The following is a 15,651-nucleotide window of genomic DNA, read 5'->3' as shown; positions in this document are numbered from 1 at the left end:
ATCACAGCGCCTTGCTCAGGTAGCGGTGATCAGCCACCCCGGCGATGGTGGATGTCCGCGCCTTCTCCAGCCGGTAACCCAACCGCTCATAGAGGGCCTGCGCGCGCGGATTACTGGCAGCCACGTCCAGTGCCACCCGCTCAAATCCAGCCGTGCGCCCCTGTTGCTCCAGGTGGTCAACCAACTGCTGGCCAAGGCCCTGGCCGCGGGCCTCTGCGGCAACACCCAGATGTGCGAGATACCAGGTTTCGCGGGGCGGCGGCGGTATCAGGCGCTCCATCGCCAGACCTCGGCTCAGCACTCCCAGCGCCGCACGAAAGCTGTAGTGGGAGAGGATCTGCCGGGCCGAGCGCAGGCTGTAGGCCAGGGTGTCGCGGCCGCTGTAGGCGGTGCCGGTAGCCAGGACCTGGCCGTTCTCTTCGATCAGCCAGTGTTGCCGGCAGCCGAACTGGCCGAAACCTGAGCAGAAGGCCGGGCGCAGAAAATCCTGGGCGGTCAGTTGGCCACAGGCGAAGACATGCTCGAAGGCTGCAGGCCCCGAACTGTAGATCAGCGGCACGCAGGCGTCGGCATCGGCGGGAGTGGCGCGGCGGATGGTCAGGCCCATCGGAATGGCTCCGTTGAAAACTGCAATATGGAACATTCGTTCCATATTGCAGTTTTCACCTGTGTCGATCAATCCGCCTGTTGCTGCAGCCAGTCGGTCAGGCCCCTGGCGGCGGCGCGGCCGCTGGCGAAACAGGCGGTGAGCAGGTAGCCACCGGTGGGGGCTTCCCAGTCGAGCATCTCGCCGGCACAGAACACGCCGGGCAACTGGCGCAGCATCAGTCGTTCATCCAGGGCTTCGAAGGTTACGCCGCCAGCGCTGCTGATGGCCTCATCCAGCGGCTGCGTGCGCAGCAGCGTGAGAGGCAGGTGCTTGAGCTGGTGGGCGAGGGCGAGTGGCTCGTCGAACTGCCGGGCGTCACCCAGTTCGCGCAGCAGGGCGGCGCGCACGCCTTCCAAGCCGAGCTGGCTGCGCAGGTGATTGCTCAGGGATTTGCGCCCGCGCGGCTTGCTCAGCAGGCTGGCGACTTTATCCACGCTGCGCCCGGGCAGCAGATCGAGCCAGACCCTGGCCTGCCCGTTACGGTTGATCTGCTCACGGATGGCCGCCGAGAGGGCGTACACCAGGCTGCCTTCAATGCCCTGCGTGGTAATCACGAACTCCCCCTGGCGCGGCGCATCATCGCCCAGGCTCAGCGCCACCGGCTTGACCGGTGCGCCGGCAAAACGCTCGACGAACAACTCACTCCACGGCTGGCTGACAAAACCGCAGTTGCTCGGCTGCAGTGGTGCAACCTGCACGCCGCGCTCAGCCAGCCAGGGTAGCCAGGCGCCGTCCGAGCCCAGTCGGCGCCAGCTGCCGCCGCCCAGGGCGAGCAGGGTGGCGCGCGCGGCAACCCTGTGTTCCCCCTCTGGCCCGACAAAGCGCAGGGCGCCATCTTCGGTCCAGCCCAGCCAGCGCTGGCGGGTATGGATGACCACGCCCAGCTCGCGCAGGCGTCGCAGCCAGGCGCGCAGCAGGGGGGCGGCTTTCATGTCTGAGGGAAATACCCGGCCGGAGCTGCCGACAAAGGTGTCGATGCCCAGTCCGTGAATCCACTGGCGCAACTGGTCGGGCGAAAAGTCCTGCAGCAGCTGACCGATCTGCTGGCTGCGTTCGCCGTAGCGATTAATGAACTCGGGGAGCGCTTCGGCGTGGGTGATATTCATGCCGCCCACCCCGGCCAGCAGAAACTTGCGCCCGACCGAGGGCATGGCATCGTACAGCGCTACCGGTAGGCCCTGCTCAGCCAGTACTTCGGCGGCCATCAGGCCGGCCGGCCCGCCGCCGACAATCACGATGGGCAGCGCGGCAGAAGAGGTTGAAGTCATGCGGGTCTCCAGGCAGGGGAGGCGCATTCTAGCCTAGTCAGTGCAAGCGCAAGGCTGGCTTTCCCGTGCCGGCGGCACTACCTTTAACGGTATGCGGGCCTAGAACACCTATAAAGAGTGGCGCCGATCGATGTTGTCCAGTTTCGAAGAACTGTTTCGCGGAACCCCGGGTAACCCTTATTTGCAGCAATTGCTCAAGGGCTTTGTCTGGTTGCGCTTTGAGCCGCAACTGGAACGTGAATACCACCAATACCTGGGCGCTGCAGCGATTCGTCAGCGGCGTATCGCTATTGTTCTGGCTCTTCTGATCTGGTGTGGTTTCGTCGCGGTAGATTTGCACCGTTTGCAGCCATTCACTGTGGGTGTACAGCTCAGTGAAACAGCCAGCTGGCTGTTGCACCTGCGCTGGGCCGTGCTTGGCTTGCTGGTGGGGGCGCAATTGATGATTCTGCTCAAGCGCCTTGAGTTCCTCACCCTGCCACTGACGCCCTGGGTGATCGCCCTGACAGGGATAGTCACCGCGCTGATCAACATGCTGTACAGCCGTCTGGGCATGCAGGCCTCCTATGACGGCGTGATCCTGCTCACCATTGCCGCGTTCTTCCCGCTGGGCATGACCTTCTACACCAGCCTGATGGTTGGCCTGGCGATTTCCATCGGCAGTTTCCTGCTGGCTCAATGGCTGCTGATCGGCGATTACCTACGGGCGTTCAACCTCACCGCGGTGTACCTGTTCCTTGGCGTGCTGGTCAGCGCCGGCGGTGGTTACCTGCGCGATCACAACCAGCGCGAGCAATTTCTGTCGCGGCACCTGCTCAACTGGCTGGCTGAGAGAGACAGCCTGACCGGCCTGTACAACCGCCGCAGTCTGGAGCAGAAACTGGCCGTGCTGTTCCTCCAGGCGCGGCGGCAGAAGTGTCGTATTGGTCTGGTGCTGGTCGACCTCGACCACTTCAAAGCCTACAACGACAGCTACGGTCACCGTGCCGGTGATCTGGCCCTGCAGAGAGTGGCGCGGGTACTGCACGACTTTGCCCGCCGTCCGCTGGACATGGCGGTGCGCCTGGGCGGGGAGGAGTTTGCCCTGCTGCTGTTCGACTGCGATGAACAGGCGCTGAACAGCCTGGCTGAAGAAGTGCGCCAGGCCATCGAGCAACTGGCCATCGAGCACCGCAGCTCGACTACCCTGCCGGTGATGACTGCCAGTCTGGGTCTGGCGCTGTCCGGCCCGGAAGAGTCATCCGGTACGCTCTACCAGCGCGCCGATGAAGCGCTGTACCGGGCCAAGCATGCCGGCCGTAACCAAGTACTGCTCTAACCGCTAATCAGCGCCAGACCTTCCACAGCTCGGCCGCACTGCTGTGCAGGATTGCATGGCGGGCGGCGACCCGGGCCGGGTCCGGGTCATAACCGCCGCCGAGCAGGCCGGTCACCGGAATATCGCGTTCCAGGCAGCGCTCCAGCACCAGGCGATCACGCGCGGCAATGCCGGCATCGCTGAGTTGCAGATAGCCGAGGGCATCATCGGCGTGCACATCCACCCCGGCGATATACAGCACTAGATCCGGTTGCAGACGCGGCAGCAGCACGTCCAGAGCATCGTCCAGAATGCGCAGGTATTCGTCGTCACCCATGCCGTTGGGCAGCTCGATGTCCCAGTCGCTCTGCGCCTTGCGCGCGGGGAAGTTCTTCGCGCAGTGCAGTGACAGGGTGAACGCCTGCGGCGTATCCGCAAGCAGGCGTGCCGTGCCGTCGCCCTGATGCACATCGCAGTCGACGATCAAAACCTGCGCAACCCGCTGTCTGCTCAGCAGGTATCGGCTGACGATGGCGGCGTCATTGAACACGCAGAAACCCGAGGGGAAGTCGTAGTGGGCATGGTGTGTGCCACCGGCCAGATGGCACGCAATGCCATGTTCCAGCGCCTGCTCGGCGGCCAGCAGCGAGCCGCCCACGGCGCGTACGGTTCGCCGTGCCAGCGCTTCGCTCCAGGGCAGGCCAAGGCGGCGCTGCTCTTCGTGGCTGAGGGTGCCACTCATGAAACGTTCGATGTAGGCCGGGCAGTGCGCCAGTGCGAGAATCTCCGGCGGACAGATGGCCGGGCGCAGCAGCTGTTCTTCGCGCGTGATACCGCTGGCCAGCAACTGCTCCTTGAGCAGGCGGAACTTGGCCATGGGGAAGCGGTGCCCGGCCGGAAAGGGCGGGCTGTAATCCTCGTGGTAGATCAGCGGCAGCGGCATGACGGGGCTCGGCAACGGGCTTGAGGCAGTATGCTGTGCGGATTCAGCGAGGCGCAAACCGTGATCGAACTGCAAACCCCCCGGCTGCTGCTGCGGCAGTTGCGCGACGAAGACCTGGCGGGTTTTGCCGCGCTCAACAGCGATGCCGAGGTGATGCGCTATTTCCCGGCCTGTCTCGACCGGGCGCAAAGCGATGCCCTGGCTGAGCGTATTCGTGCGCACTTCGCGCAATATGGTTACGGCCTGTGGGCCCTTGAGCGTCGTGACAGCGGCGCCTTCATCGGTTTTACCGGATTGCTGCAGCTGAGTTTTGCCGCGCCCTTTGCTCCGGCGGTGGAGATCGGCTGGCGGCTGGGCCGGGCCCACTGGGGGCAGGGGCTGGCGCTGGAGGCGGCCCGCGCGGCGCGCGATTGTGCCTTTGCCCAGTTGGGGCTGGCGCAACTGGTGTCCTTTACCGTGCCGGCCAATCAGCGCTCGCGGGCGTTGATGCAGCGTCTTGGTCTGCGCCGCGACGAGCAGGGCGATTTTGCCCATCCGCGTCTGCCGGCCACGCACCCGCTGTCGGCCCATGTGCTGTACCGTCTCAGTTGGCAAGAGTGGCAGGAATTCCAACATGACTGATCTGCAAGGCGTCTACGCCTACCATGCGCTGAGCAAACACCAGCCGCAGCACTATGCGCCGGGGCCGGGCTATCTGGATTGGGCCTGCCAGCCTGCGCCGTTTCGCCGCTATGCCGGCGCGGCGCTGATCGAACTGCCACATCGCCCGCTGGAGCAGTCGCCGGCCTACGAGGCGGTGTTTGCCGCGCCGTTGGGCGAGCCGGCGCCGCTGAATCTGGCCAGCCTCGGCCAGTTGCTCTACGACAGCCTGGCCCTTTCGGCGTGGAAGGAGGCCGGGGGAAATCGCTGGGCCCTGCGGGTCAACCCTTCCTCGGGCAACCTGCACCCGACCGAGGCCTACCTGCTGCTGCCTCCAGCGGTGGCCGGCGAACCGGGTCTGCTGGCCCATTACGCACCGGATGAGCATGCCCTGGAGGTCCGCAGCGAACTGCCACAGGCGCTCGGCACGATGCTGGCTGCAGCAGTGCCGGCCGGAGGCTTTCTGCTGGGCCTGTCCAGCATTGCCTGGCGCGAGGCATGGAAGTATGGCGAACGGGCTTACCGCTATTGCCAGCACGACCTGGGTCACGCCCAGGCGGCGCTGGCTATCGCCGCCAGTGCGCTGGGTTGGCAGGTGCGCCTGCTACACGGGGTGGCGGAGGCGCGGCTGGACGCGGTGCTGGGGCTGGATCAGGCGGAGTTTGCCGAGGCTGAACAGGCCGACTGTCTGCTCTGGATCGGGCCGCCGCAACACGCTGAGCCGCATCTGCGCGAGACGCTGCTGGCTGGGCTGTCCACGCTGCCACGGCTGGGGCTGCCCAATCGGCTGTCGGCTGAACAGCGGCACTGGCCGGAACTGGGGCGTGCGCAGGCGCTGTGCCGGGCACCTCAGTTGCCGCTACGGCCGTGGGCGGAGGTGGCAGGGCAGGGCACGGTCGAGGAGCCGGAGCTGCTGCTACGCCCCTTGTTGCACCGGCGCCGCAGTGCGCAAAGCATGGACGGGCGCAGTGGCATCCGCCGCGAGCTGCTCGACAGCTGGCTGGCGCGCCTGCTGCCGGGGCACTCGCCGGTGCCGCTGGCACTGACGGGCGATACGCCGCGCGTCGACCTGCTGCTGTTTGTTCATCGTGTCGAGGGCCTGACGCCCGGCCTGTACTGGTTGGACCGGACCGGCAGCGGGCCGCAGGCCTTGCGTGCGGATTTCCTCTGGCAGCCGGTCAGCGGGGCCCTGCCGCTGTACCGGCTGCTGGAGGGTGATGCCCGCGGGGTGGCACAGTTTCTCAGCTGCGGTCAGGACATCGCCGCCGATGGCTGCCTGGCGGTGGCCATGCTGGCGCACTTCGATGACGCCCTGGCCAATGGCAGCTGGGCCTATCCGCGCTTGTATTGGGAGTGCGGCCAGATCGGTCAGTTGCTCTATCTGGAGGCCGAGGCGGCAGGTCTGTCCGGGACCGGCATCGGCTGTTACTTCGATGATGCCGTGCATGAACTGCTCGGGATTGCCGACAGCCGCCTGCAAAGCCTTTACCATTTCACCCTTGGTCGTGCCGTCTGGGATCTGCGCCTGAGCAGCCAGCCGGCTTACCCCACCTTGCGTCGCCCCGGGCAAACCTGAGCCCGGGCATTAGAGGAGAACCCATGACCCACGTGCTGGATAACCTGGTGGCCCTGCTCAGCCTTGAGCAGATCGAGGAAAACCTGTTTCGCGGTCTCAGTCAGGACCTCGGCTTTCGCCAGCTGTTCGGTGGCCAGGTGCTTGGCCAGTGCGTCTCGGCGGCCAGTCAGACGGTGGAGGAGGCGCGCCATGTGCACTCGATGCACGGCTATTTCCTGCGCCCCGGCGATGCCACCATTCCGGTGGTCTATCAGGTCGAGCGCATCCGCGACGGCGGCAGCTTCAGCACCCGCCGGGTGACGGCGATCCAGAAGGGCAAGCCGATCTTCAGCTGCGCCGCTTCGTTCCAGTACGACGAAGAAGGCTTCAGCCACCAGCCGCAGATGCCTGAGGTGCCGGGGCCGGAGGAACTGAAATCGGAAACCGAGCTGGCGCGCATGGTGGCGCCGATGATTCCCGAGCGCATGCGCGAGCGCGCCACCAGCGAAAAACCGATCGAGATTCGCCCGGTTACGCTGATCAACCCCTTCGCGCCCAAGCCCTGCGAGCCGGTCAAGCATGTATGGTTCCGTGCCGCCGGCAACCTGCCGGACGAGCCGCAACTGCACAAGTTCCTGCTGGCCTACGCCAGTGACTTCAACCTGCTGACCACCTCGATGCAGCCCCATGGCGTGTCGGTGTTCCAGAAGTTCATGCAGGTGGCCAGTCTCGACCATTCGCTGTGGTTCCACGCCAACCTGCGCATGGACGACTGGCTGCTGTACAGCATGGACAGCCCCTGGTCGGGCAATGCCCGCGGGTTCTCCCGTGGCAGCATCTACAACCGCGCCGGCCAACTGGTGGCTTCGGTGGCTCAGGAAGGCCTGACCCGTCTGCGCGAAGACTGGAAATGACCCCTGCGGCGCTGCGTGACCGCCAGCACTGGGTGTTCGACATGGACGGCACCCTGACTCTGGCGATTCACGACTTTCCGGCGATCAAGCGTGCTCTGGACATCCCCCAGGAGCACGACATCCTCGCGCATCTGGCACAGCTGCCGGAGGATGAGGCAGCGGCCAAGCATGCCTGGCTGCTGGCCCATGAGCGCGAGCTGGCCCTGGCCGCACAGCCGGCGCCCGGTGCCCGTGAGCTGGTGCAGGCCTTGTCCCGGCGCGGTTGCCAGCTGGGCATCCTGACCCGCAATGCCCTGCCGCTGGCCGATCTGACGCTGGAGGTCATCGGCCTGCGCGGGTGCTTTGCCGATGCGGCCATCCTCGGTCGTGACGAGGCACCGCCCAAGCCTGATCCGGGTGGCCTGCTGCATCTGGCGGCCCACTGGCAGGTGCCCAGCAGCCGTCTGGTGATGGTGGGTGATTATCGCTATGACCTGGAGTGCGCCCGTCAGGCTGGAGCCTGCGCGGTGCTGGTCAACCTGCCGGACAACCCCTGGCCGCAGCTGACCGACCTGCATGCCGGCAGCTGCGCCGAGTTGCTGGCGCTGCTCTGATCAGGGCCGGATAAAGGGGTCGCAGGTCATCGGGTCGCCGGACTCAAAGCCCTGCTTGAGTGCATATTCGCGCTGGCTGGAGGTGCCATGGCTGATCGGCTCCGGCCACTGGCTGGTGCTGTCATTCTGCATGCGCCGCTGGGTCACCACGTTGGCCGCGATCAGCGCCGCGCTGAGGTGGCGCTCCTCCAGCCAGTCCAGGCGTTTGCGGGCATAGCCGGCCCAAACCCCGGTGAAGCAGTCCTTGAGCAGGTTGAAGCGCAGCTTGAGCTCCTCGCCTTCCTTGCCCTTGCCGGCGATCTGCCGGGCCATCTTGAAGCGGGCATAGAGGCCGGTCTGAGCGCTGGCGTGCTGACTCACGGATCGCATGATCAGGTAGGCCTGGGCGACGGCTCCCTCTGCGGGGTAGTCCCGCTGCAGTTGCTGCAACTGGCCCAGATCGATGTACAGCGTTTTGTTACGGGCGCAGTAGAAGGTGCCGCTGGCCTTGGCCGGCGTGGTACAGGGGTTGCTGACGCTGCCTTCGAACAGCTGGCTTTTTGGCTTCTTGTAAACCTGATCGCCGCGCGCCATCAGCTCGCCCAGCACATCTTCGCTGCTGAGCAACACCGCCTGTACCAGCTGGCGGCTGTCGCTTGGCGGAACAATGGGTTTGGGCTTTTCGACAGGCACCTGCGCGGTGCTCGGTGCCGGGATGACCGGTGTGCTCTGCAGCATGGCGAACAGTTCCGGGCGCAGCTTGAACAGCAGCGCCGCGCCGATAACCAGCAGTATCACCAGGCCCAGCAGCAGTTTGAGGAGGATGCCGCCCTGCTGGCGCAGGGCGGAAGGGCGGGCATGCAGGCTGGGCAAGACGGGCATACGGCGAACCTTGTGCAGAGGGTTATCGCTGCAGTGTTGCCTTTCGTCGGACGCCCGGCAAGTGGGTATGTATCAGGGGTAGCTCTGCACCACGCTTTCCTTGCCCTGACGGTCGAGGCCGATCACTTCGTAGCTGTCCTGACGGCCGGTTTCCATGCCGGGCGAGCCGTGGGGCATGCCCGGCACGGCCAGACCTGCCAGCTCGGGGCGCTGTTTGAGCCCGAGGACATCGCGGGCCGGCACATGGCCTTCGACGAACTGGCCATTGATCACCCCGGTGTGACAGGAGGCCAGACGGGGCGGCACGCCGAGGCGGGCCTTGACCGCGCTCATGTCGGCTTCCACGTGATCGTTGACCTTGAAGCCGTTGTCTTCGAGGTGCTTGATCCAGTCCTTGCAGCAACCACAGTTGGCATCGCGGTGAACATCAATCACCGGGGTTTCACCGGCCTGGATGGTGGCGCTGAGCAGCAGCGTGGCAAGCAGTAGTGATCTCATGGCGGTTCTCCGGCAAAAGCAACAGGCTACGCGCCCTTCGCTTTCAGTTGAAGGCAGGGACTGTTGCAGGATATGGACCGGCTCAGGAAAGCTGCGCGGCGCTCAGCAGCAATTCACTGCGGGCCAGCAACTGAACCTCTCCGCCGACCCTGACCTGCCCGTCAGCGCCGACCTGAACGTCGAGCTGGCTCGGACGGCGCAGAAAACGCCCCTGATGGAGCCTGAACGGCTCACCGCTCCGGTTGAGCCCGCGGGCCACCCGCCAGGCCGCCACGGGACCGGCGGCGCTGCCCGTGGCGATGTCTTCGATGACGCCCTCGGGGTCCCAGGTCCGGCCTTCGGCGGCGTCCACATCCATCAGAAAGACGAAGGCGGCGCCCAGTTCATCGAGCAGCGGCTGCAGGTTTTCCCGCTGCCGGGCCTTGGCCAGCCCGGCACTACTGACCGGCAGCAATACATAGGGCAGGCCGGTGCTGACCACCTGAGCCGGGTGACGACTGTCATGGTCACTGCCAAAGGCTTGCGCCAGCCACTGGGCCTGCTGCGCGTTCAGCACCGCGCCGAATTCGGCATTGCCCTGATTCATTTCGGTGTAGAAGCCTGAGCCGCGCCGCTGACTGCTCAGGGGAACGGTTTTGTCGCGCAGCTGCAGATGCCAGCGGCTTTCGTGCTGATCACCCGCATGCAGATGGTGCAGCAGTGCCGCCGCGCCGAGCAGGGGGTGGCCGGCGAAGGGAAGCTCTTCCTCGGCGGTGAAGATATGGGCGCGGAAACAGTCCGCACTCTCGGTTGGCAGGAGAAAGATCGACTCGAACTGGCGCAGTTCAACGGTCAGAGCCTGCATGGCGCTGGCGGAAAGCCCCCGGGCATCGGCGAAAACAGTCAGGCCATTGCCGGCCAGCGGGCGGTCGGCAAATACGTCCAGTTGCCAGTACTGCATGGGTCAGTGCTCCGGAAAGGAAAGCTGCACTGTAACTCAGGGCAGTGGTAGGCGTTTGGCGGATTTGCCCCTATGCTCGCCGCAGACTCTAAGGGGGATTGCTGATGCTGTGGACACGTGTGTTTCTCGGGGTTCAGGCCCTGACGCTGGCCGGTTTCGGCCTGGCCTATTTCATCTGGCCGGAGGCCATGGCCAACCTCAGCGGCATGCTGCTGATGCAGAGTGCGGCGGTCACCGATGTGCGGGCCTATTACGGTGGTCTGCAGCTGGGTCTGGCGGCCTGGCTGGGGCTGGCGCTGCTGCGCCCGCGCCTGCTGGAGGCCACCTGTATGCTGCTGGTGCTGCTGTATGGCGCCCTGGCCCTGGCCCGTATCGGCGGCCTGTGGCTGGATGGTGGCGCGCAGCAGACCTTCAACCTTGCCGCGCTGCTGTTTGAAGCGGTGTCGGCGGCGCTGGCGTTTCTCTGCCTGCGTCAGGTCGAGGCGCAGGCGTGAGTGCCAGCGGCAGGTTTTAGCGGCGGGCGGGGAAGTCGGCCAGCAGCTTGGCGACGCCCTGATCGAAGCGCTCCTGCGACATGTCCGGGTTGTGCAGCTGACGGCTGATCGCCACCTGAAACAGCACGGCTTTGCTGCGGCTATCGAGGATGCGCAGGGCCAGGCGCGCGCGTTCTTCCTCGGTGGTCAGCGTCTGGGTATAGGTCGCGCCAGCCACCTGCACTGGCTTGAGTTCGACGCCGCTTTCCTTGCTTAAGCCCAACGCGTAGATCACCTGCATATCGGCGTTCTGCTGCAGTTCGTAGCCTTTGGCCTGCAGCGCGCGGACGACGGCAGTGGTGAAGCGTTGCTCCAGATCCAGCCGGTGTCCCGGCGCGCGGATCGGCGCCACGCTGAAACTCTGGTACTGCGCGCTACTGGCCTCGGGGGCGATCTGGACGGCTTGCTTGGCGGGCGAGCTGCAGCCTACGAGGCTCAACAAGGCAAGGGCGGGTACAAACAGGCGGGTGATCTGCATGGTCGGATTCCTGGCAGAGAATCCGCTCATGCTAATGGCTGGCGAGCGGGCGTGGCGCCGAACTTGCGAAGGGTGCCCGGCCTGCGCCGGTAACACCGCCCGGACGCAGTGGCCAGGGCGGTGACAGTAGCGGTTATCAGGCGCCGAGCAAGCTCTGCCCGCACACACGCATCACCTGCGCGTTGAGGCTGCCCGAACTCGGTTGGGCGAACCAGGCCACGGCCTCGGCCACGTCCTGCGGCTGGCCACCCTGGTTCATCGAGTTCATGCGCCGGCCGGCTTCGCGGATGGTGAAGGGGATGGCCGCCGTCATCTGGGTTTCGATGAAGCCCGGTGCTACCGCGTTGATGGTGATGCCGCGCTTGGCCAGGGTCGGCGCCCAGGCCTGGGCCAGGCCGATGACACCGGCCTTGCTGACGGCGTAGTTGCTCTGGCCGAGGTTGCCGGCAATGCCGGAGATCGAGGCGATCAGCACGATGCGGCCGTTGTCATTGATCTTGCCAGCATCGAGCATGGCCTGCGTGAGCACTTGCGGCGCCTTGAGGTTGACGTTGATCACCGAGTCCCAGAAGGCATCGCTCATCTTGGCGATGGTCTTGTCGCGGGTGATACCGGCGTTGTGCACAACGATATCCACCCCCTCGGGCAGCGCTTCCAGCAGCTGCGCCGGTGCGTCCTCGGCGCAGATGTCCAGCGCTACGGCACGGCCACCCAGGCGGGCGGCCAGACCCTGCAGCGCGTCCTTGGCCGGCGGCACGTCGAGCAGGATCACCTCGGCGCCGTCACGCGCCAGCACTTCGGCGATGGCCGCGCCGATACCGCGCGAGGCGCCGGTGACCAGGGCCTTCTTGCCGGCCAGCGGACGGGTCCAGTCCTTGACCTGCTCAGTGGCCGGGGTCAGGCGCAGCACCTGAGCGGAGACATAGGCGCTCTTGGGCGAGAGGAAGAAACGCAGGGCGCCTTCCAGCTGGTTTTCCGCGCCCTTGGCCACATACAGCAGCTGCACGTTGCCGCCGCGGCGGATTTCCTTGCCCAGCGAGCGGGTGAAACCTTCCAGCGAACGCTGCACGCTGGCGGCAATCGGGTCCTTCAGCGATTCCGGGGCGCGGCCCAGCACCACCACGCGCGGGCACTTGCCCAGGCCCTTCATGGCTGGCTGGAAGAAGTTGCGCAGCTCGATCAGTTGCTCGAATTTGCTCAGGCCGCTGGCATCGAACACCAGCGCCTTGAGTTTCGGGCCGTGCTCGGCTGTCCAGCGCTTGAGGCCGAAACGGCCTTCGACATCGGCGTAGCTCTCGTCGGTCAGCTTGTTCAGCACGCCGCTGGCGGCTTCGGTCAGAGCACCGTCGCCGCCGAGCAGCAGGGCGCCATCCACCGGGCGAGCCCGACCGGCCATCCAGCGCTCCAGGCGTACCGGTGCCGGCAGGCCCAGGGAACCGGCCAGGCGGCGGCCGAAATTGGAGTTGACGAAGGCAAGGTAACGATCGGACATGGAGCGGCTCCCGAGGTGCAGGGTTCGAAAAAGTGTCGCCACTCTACGCATGCCGGGCGATGACGCAATTGACCGCGCTGCCTGGCACCCTGGCAAGGCGGCCAATGCGGCGATTCGGCCAGACGCTAGCCTGTGCGCCACTGGCAACAGCCTCAACTTCAGGAGCACTCCATGGCCCAGCTGCGTCGGGTCGCCATCGTCGGCGGCAACCGTATCCCCTTCGCCCGTTCCAACACCGTGTACGCCACGGCTTCCAACCAGGACATGCTGACCAGCGCTCTGGATGGTCTGGTCGAGCGCTTCAACCTGCACGGCCAGCGCATGGGCGAGTTCGTCGCTGGCGCGGTGCTCAAACACTCCCGCGACTTCAACCTCGCCCGCGAATGCGTGCTGGGTTCGCGCCTGTCGGCTGAGACGCCGGCCTATGACCTGCAGCAGGCCTGCGGTACCGGCCTTGAAGCCGCGCTGCTGGTGGCCAACAAGATTGCCCTGGGGCAGATCGAGTGCGGTATCGCCGGCGGTGTGGACACCACTTCCGATGCGCCCATCGGTGTGCACGAAGAGCTGCGCCAGATTCTGCTCGAAGCCAACCGCGGCAAGACCACCAGCGACAAGCTCAAGACCCTGCTGAAAGTGCGTCCGCGCCATCTGGCCCCGGCCATCCCGCGCAACGGCGAGCCGCGCACCGGCCTGTCCATGGGCGAGTCCTGCGAACTGATGGCGCAGCGCTGGGAAATCCCGCGTGACGAGCAGGATGTACTGGCCGTGAACAGCCACCAGAAGCTCGCCGCCTCCTATGCCGAAGGCTGGCACAGCGACCTGATCACCCCGTTCCGTGGTCTGACCCGCGACCAGAACCTGCGCCCGGACATCAGCCTGGAAAAACTCAAGACCCTCAAGCCCTGCTTCGAGCGCAGCGCGCGCGGCACCATGACCGCGGCCAACTCCACGCCCCTGACTGACGGCGCCTCGGTGGTACTGCTGGCCAGCGAAGAGTGGGCCAAGGCCCGTGGTCTGCCGATTCTTGCCTACTTCAAGGATGGCGAAGCGGCCGCCGTGGACTTCGTCAAAGGTGACGAGGGCCTGCTGATGGCGCCGGCCTATGCTGTGCCACGTCTGCTGGCGCGCAACCAGCTGACCCTGCAGGACTTCGACTACTACGAAATCCACGAAGCCTTCGCCGCCCAGGTGCTCTGCACCCTCAAGGCCTGGGAAGACGCCGACTACTGCAAGACCCGCCTGGGTTTGGACAAGCCGCTGGGCGCCATCGACCGCAGCAAGATGAACGTCAAGGGCAGCTCCCTGGCCGCCGGCCACCCGTTCGCCGCTACCGGCGGACGCATCGTCGCCAACCTGGCCAAGCTGCTCTCGGTAGCCGGCGAGGGCCGCGGCCTGATCTCCATCTGCGCCGCCGGTGGCCAGGGTGTGACCGCGATCCTGGAAAAGTAATCCAAGGTTCACTGGGCCGCCGTGTTGTGTCGGTAGGCGGCCGAGTTCGACAGAGTGTCAACTCCGTGATTGAGGCGGCCTGCGCAAGCAGTGCCGCCTTCTTTTTTGCGGTGCCGGGCAGGCTCAGCACTCGATGATGTTCACCGCCAGCCCGCCGCGGGCGGTTTCCTTGTACTTGCTCTTCATGTCCGCGCCGGTCTGGCGCATGGTGCGGATGACCCGGTCGAGGCTGATGTAGTGCTGGCCGTCGCCGCGCAGGGCCATGCGCGCGGCGTTGATGGCCTTCACGGCCCCCATGGCGTTGCGCTCGATGCAGGGCACCTGCACCAGTCCGCCGACCGGGTCGCAGGTCAGCCCGAGGTTGTGCTCCATGCCGATTTCGGCGGCGTTCTCGACCTGCTGCGGGGTGCCGCCGAGCACTTCGCAGAGGGCGCCGGCGCCCATGGAACAGGCCACGCCGACTTCGCCCTGGCAGCCCACTTCGGCGCCGGAGATGGAGGCATTTTCCTTGTACAGCATGGCGATGGCGCCGGCGGTAAGCAAAAAGCGCAGCACGCCTTCGTCACTGCTGCCGGGGCTGAAGCGCCGGTAGTAGTGCAGCAGGGCCGGGATGATGCCGGCGGCGCCATTGGTCGGGGCGGTGACGACCCGGCCGCCGCTGGCGTTTTCCTCGTTGACGGCCAGGGCGTAGAGATTGACCCAGTCCATTACGGTCAGCGGGTCGCGCAGGCTGGCTTCGGGCTGGGCGCACAGCTGACGATGCAGGTCGGCGGCGCGCCGGCGAACCTTGAGTCCGCCGGGCATGATGCCTTCATGGCGGCAGCCGGCGGCGACGCAGTCCTGCATCACCTGCCAGATGCCCAAGAGTGCGGCGCGGGTGTCGGCCTCCGGGCGCCAGGCGGCTTCGTTGGCCAGCACCAGGGCGCTGATCGACAGCCCCGTGCTCTGGCAGTGGGCGAGCAGTTCGCGGGCGCTGTGGAAGGGGTAGGGCAGGGTGGTCTGGTCGGCAACGATGCGGTCGGCGCCCACGGCTGCCTCATCGACCACGAAACCGCCGCCCACCGAGTAGTACTCGCGGGCGCGCAGCTGCAGACCGGCGCTGTCGAAGGCGCGGAAGATCAGGCCATTGGGGTGATAGGGCAGCGCCTTGCGGATCAGCGCCAGGTGTTCCCTGTCGACGAAGCGGATGCGCTGCAGACCGGCCAGCAGCAGGCGGCCGCTGGCGTGGATCGCCGCTAGGCGCGCGTCGATCTGCCGGGTGTCGATGCTGTCCGGCTGCTCACCTTCCAGACCCAGCAGCACGGCCTTGTCGCTGCCATGGCCGCGCCCGGTGGCGCCCAGTGAACCATAGAGTTCGACCCGTACCTGTGCGGTGGCGGTCAGCAGACCGTCGCGGCGCAGTCCCTCGGCAAAACGCGCTGCTGCCCGCATGGGCCCGACCGTGTGGGAGCTGGACGGGCCGATACCGATCTTGAACAGGTCGAGCACACTGAGGGCCATGGCGGCCTCCGCGACACAGGCTATGCCTTGAGCGTAGCTGCT

The 15,651-nt window shown here is 66.1% G+C and carries 16 protein-coding genes; 7 read left to right on the top strand and 9 right to left on the bottom strand.

Annotated elements, in window-relative coordinates:
* Position 1: 1 nt before the first annotated feature.
* On the bottom strand, positions 2 to 607 hold the full coding sequence (locus tag CK486_RS10130) for a GNAT family N-acetyltransferase (protein WP_095940176.1): 606 nt from the start codon (positions 605 to 607) through the stop codon (positions 2 to 4).
* Between the two features lie 68 nt (positions 608 to 675).
* Positions 676 to 1,917 carry a TIGR03862 family flavoprotein gene (locus CK486_RS10125; protein WP_095940175.1) on the bottom strand — a complete coding sequence of 414 codons (1,242 nt, stop codon included), beginning with the start codon at positions 1,915 to 1,917 and terminating at the stop codon, positions 676 to 678.
* A gap of 130 nt (positions 1,918 to 2,047) precedes the next feature.
* On the opposite strand from CK486_RS10125, the gene CK486_RS10120 reads away from it, so the two are divergent.
* On the top strand, positions 2,048 to 3,235 hold the full coding sequence (locus tag CK486_RS10120) for a diguanylate cyclase (protein WP_095940174.1): 1,188 nt from the start codon (positions 2,048 to 2,050) through the stop codon (positions 3,233 to 3,235).
* Between the two features lie 7 nt (positions 3,236 to 3,242).
* Here the strand turns inward: CK486_RS10120 and CK486_RS10115 are convergent, their stop codons facing one another.
* Positions 3,243 to 4,157 carry a histone deacetylase gene (locus tag CK486_RS10115; protein ID WP_095940173.1) on the bottom strand — a complete coding sequence of 305 codons (915 nt, stop codon included), beginning with the start codon at positions 4,155 to 4,157 and terminating at the stop codon, positions 3,243 to 3,245.
* 60 nt (positions 4,158 to 4,217) lie between these two features.
* Here CK486_RS10115 and CK486_RS10110 point away from each other — a divergent pair, with 60 nt between their 5' ends.
* From CK486_RS10110 to CK486_RS10095, 4 genes are read left to right on the top strand one after another with little or no spacing between them, the layout of a single operon-like run.
* Positions 4,218 to 4,778, top strand: coding sequence for a GNAT family N-acetyltransferase (locus CK486_RS10110; protein ID WP_256574400.1), 561 nt, complete (start codon positions 4,218 to 4,220; stop codon positions 4,776 to 4,778).
* Positions 4,771 to 6,372, top strand: coding sequence for a SagB/ThcOx family dehydrogenase (locus tag CK486_RS10105; protein ID WP_176481687.1), 1,602 nt, complete (start codon positions 4,771 to 4,773; stop codon positions 6,370 to 6,372). The genes CK486_RS10110 and CK486_RS10105 overlap by 8 nt, the downstream gene beginning before the upstream one ends.
* Positions 6,373 to 6,395: 23 nt before the next feature.
* A complete protein-coding gene (gene tesB / locus CK486_RS10100; protein WP_095940171.1) occupies positions 6,396 to 7,265 on the top strand; it encodes an acyl-CoA thioesterase II in 870 nt (289 codons plus the stop codon).
* Entirely contained in the window at positions 7,262 to 7,858 is a 597-nt protein-coding gene (locus CK486_RS10095) for an HAD family hydrolase (protein ID WP_095940170.1), read from the top strand. Before tesB ends, CK486_RS10095 begins: the two co-directional genes overlap by 4 nt.
* Here CK486_RS10095 and CK486_RS10090 read toward each other — a convergent pair whose 3' ends face one another.
* From CK486_RS10090 to CK486_RS10080, 3 genes are all read right to left on the bottom strand, one after another.
* On the bottom strand, positions 7,859 to 8,719 hold the full coding sequence (locus CK486_RS10090; RefSeq protein ID WP_095940169.1) for a neutral zinc metallopeptidase: 861 nt from the start codon (positions 8,717 to 8,719) through the stop codon (positions 7,859 to 7,861).
* Between the two features lie 72 nt (positions 8,720 to 8,791).
* A complete protein-coding gene (locus CK486_RS10085; protein ID WP_095940168.1) occupies positions 8,792 to 9,217 on the bottom strand; it encodes a DUF411 domain-containing protein in 426 nt (141 codons plus the stop codon).
* Positions 9,218 to 9,299: 82 nt separating this feature from the next.
* Complete coding sequence (locus CK486_RS10080; RefSeq protein WP_095940167.1) at positions 9,300 to 10,157, bottom strand: PhzF family phenazine biosynthesis protein; 858 nt, start codon at positions 10,155 to 10,157, stop codon at positions 9,300 to 9,302.
* A gap of 104 nt (positions 10,158 to 10,261) precedes the next feature.
* Between CK486_RS10080 and CK486_RS10075 the strand changes: the two genes are divergently transcribed.
* The gene (locus CK486_RS10075) at positions 10,262 to 10,651 is read left to right on the top strand and encodes a DUF4345 family protein (RefSeq protein ID WP_095940166.1); all 390 of its coding nucleotides are present in this window, start codon (positions 10,262 to 10,264) and stop codon (positions 10,649 to 10,651) included.
* Positions 10,652 to 10,667: 16 nt separating this feature from the next.
* Here CK486_RS10075 and CK486_RS10070 read toward each other — a convergent pair whose 3' ends face one another.
* Positions 10,668 to 11,168 (bottom strand): DUF4136 domain-containing protein, encoded by a 501-nt coding sequence (locus tag CK486_RS10070; RefSeq protein WP_256574399.1) that lies wholly within the window; start codon positions 11,166 to 11,168, stop codon positions 10,668 to 10,670.
* Positions 11,169 to 11,304: 136 nt separating this feature from the next.
* Positions 11,305 to 12,660, bottom strand: coding sequence for a 3-oxoacyl-ACP reductase (locus CK486_RS10065; RefSeq protein ID WP_095940165.1), 1,356 nt, complete (start codon positions 12,658 to 12,660; stop codon positions 11,305 to 11,307).
* 171 nt (positions 12,661 to 12,831) lie between these two features.
* Between CK486_RS10065 and CK486_RS10060 the strand changes: the two genes are divergently transcribed.
* Complete coding sequence (locus CK486_RS10060; protein ID WP_095940164.1) at positions 12,832 to 14,109, top strand: acetyl-CoA C-acetyltransferase; 1,278 nt, start codon at positions 12,832 to 12,834, stop codon at positions 14,107 to 14,109.
* A gap of 123 nt (positions 14,110 to 14,232) precedes the next feature.
* Here CK486_RS10060 and CK486_RS10055 read toward each other — a convergent pair whose 3' ends face one another.
* On the bottom strand, positions 14,233 to 15,609 hold the full coding sequence (locus CK486_RS10055) for an L-serine ammonia-lyase (RefSeq protein WP_095940163.1): 1,377 nt from the start codon (positions 15,607 to 15,609) through the stop codon (positions 14,233 to 14,235).
* Positions 15,610 to 15,651: the final 42 nt, after the last annotated feature.

The sequence above is a fragment of the Pseudomonas sp. HAR-UPW-AIA-41 genome (assembly GCF_002304225.1).
Classification (GTDB): Bacteria; Pseudomonadota; Gammaproteobacteria; order Pseudomonadales; family Pseudomonadaceae; genus Aquipseudomonas.
This window is presented reverse-complemented; position numbering and strand designations above follow the sequence as displayed.

Bases quoted from the DNA above. Each gene is read 5' to 3' on its own strand.
- CK486_RS10130 (WP_095940176.1), bottom strand. From the start codon at position 607: ATGGGCCTGACCATCCGCCGCGCCACTCCCGCCGATGCCGACGCCTGC.
- CK486_RS10125 (WP_095940175.1), bottom strand. From the start codon at position 1,917: ATGACTTCAACCTCTTCTGCCGCGCTGCCCATCGTGATTGTCGGCGGC.
- CK486_RS10120 (WP_095940174.1), top strand. From the start codon at position 2,048: ATGTTGTCCAGTTTCGAAGAACTGTTTCGCGGAACCCCGGGTAACCCT.
- CK486_RS10115 (WP_095940173.1), bottom strand. From the start codon at position 4,157: ATGCCGCTGCCGCTGATCTACCACGAGGATTACAGCCCGCCCTTTCCG.
- CK486_RS10105 (WP_176481687.1), top strand. From the start codon at position 4,771: ATGACTGATCTGCAAGGCGTCTACGCCTACCATGCGCTGAGCAAACAC.
- tesB (WP_095940171.1), top strand. From the start codon at position 6,396: ATGACCCACGTGCTGGATAACCTGGTGGCCCTGCTCAGCCTTGAGCAG.
- CK486_RS10095 (WP_095940170.1), top strand. From the start codon at position 7,262: ATGACCCCTGCGGCGCTGCGTGACCGCCAGCACTGGGTGTTCGACATG.
- CK486_RS10090 (WP_095940169.1), bottom strand. From the start codon at position 8,719: ATGCCCGTCTTGCCCAGCCTGCATGCCCGCCCTTCCGCCCTGCGCCAG.
- CK486_RS10085 (WP_095940168.1), bottom strand. From the start codon at position 9,217: ATGAGATCACTACTGCTTGCCACGCTGCTGCTCAGCGCCACCATCCAG.
- CK486_RS10080 (WP_095940167.1), bottom strand. From the start codon at position 10,157: ATGCAGTACTGGCAACTGGACGTATTTGCCGACCGCCCGCTGGCCGGC.
- CK486_RS10075 (WP_095940166.1), top strand. From the start codon at position 10,262: ATGCTGTGGACACGTGTGTTTCTCGGGGTTCAGGCCCTGACGCTGGCC.
- CK486_RS10070 (WP_256574399.1), bottom strand. From the start codon at position 11,168: ATGCAGATCACCCGCCTGTTTGTACCCGCCCTTGCCTTGTTGAGCCTC.
- CK486_RS10065 (WP_095940165.1), bottom strand. From the start codon at position 12,660: ATGTCCGATCGTTACCTTGCCTTCGTCAACTCCAATTTCGGCCGCCGC.
- CK486_RS10060 (WP_095940164.1), top strand. From the start codon at position 12,832: ATGGCCCAGCTGCGTCGGGTCGCCATCGTCGGCGGCAACCGTATCCCC.
- CK486_RS10055 (WP_095940163.1), bottom strand. From the start codon at position 15,609: ATGGCCCTCAGTGTGCTCGACCTGTTCAAGATCGGTATCGGCCCGTCC.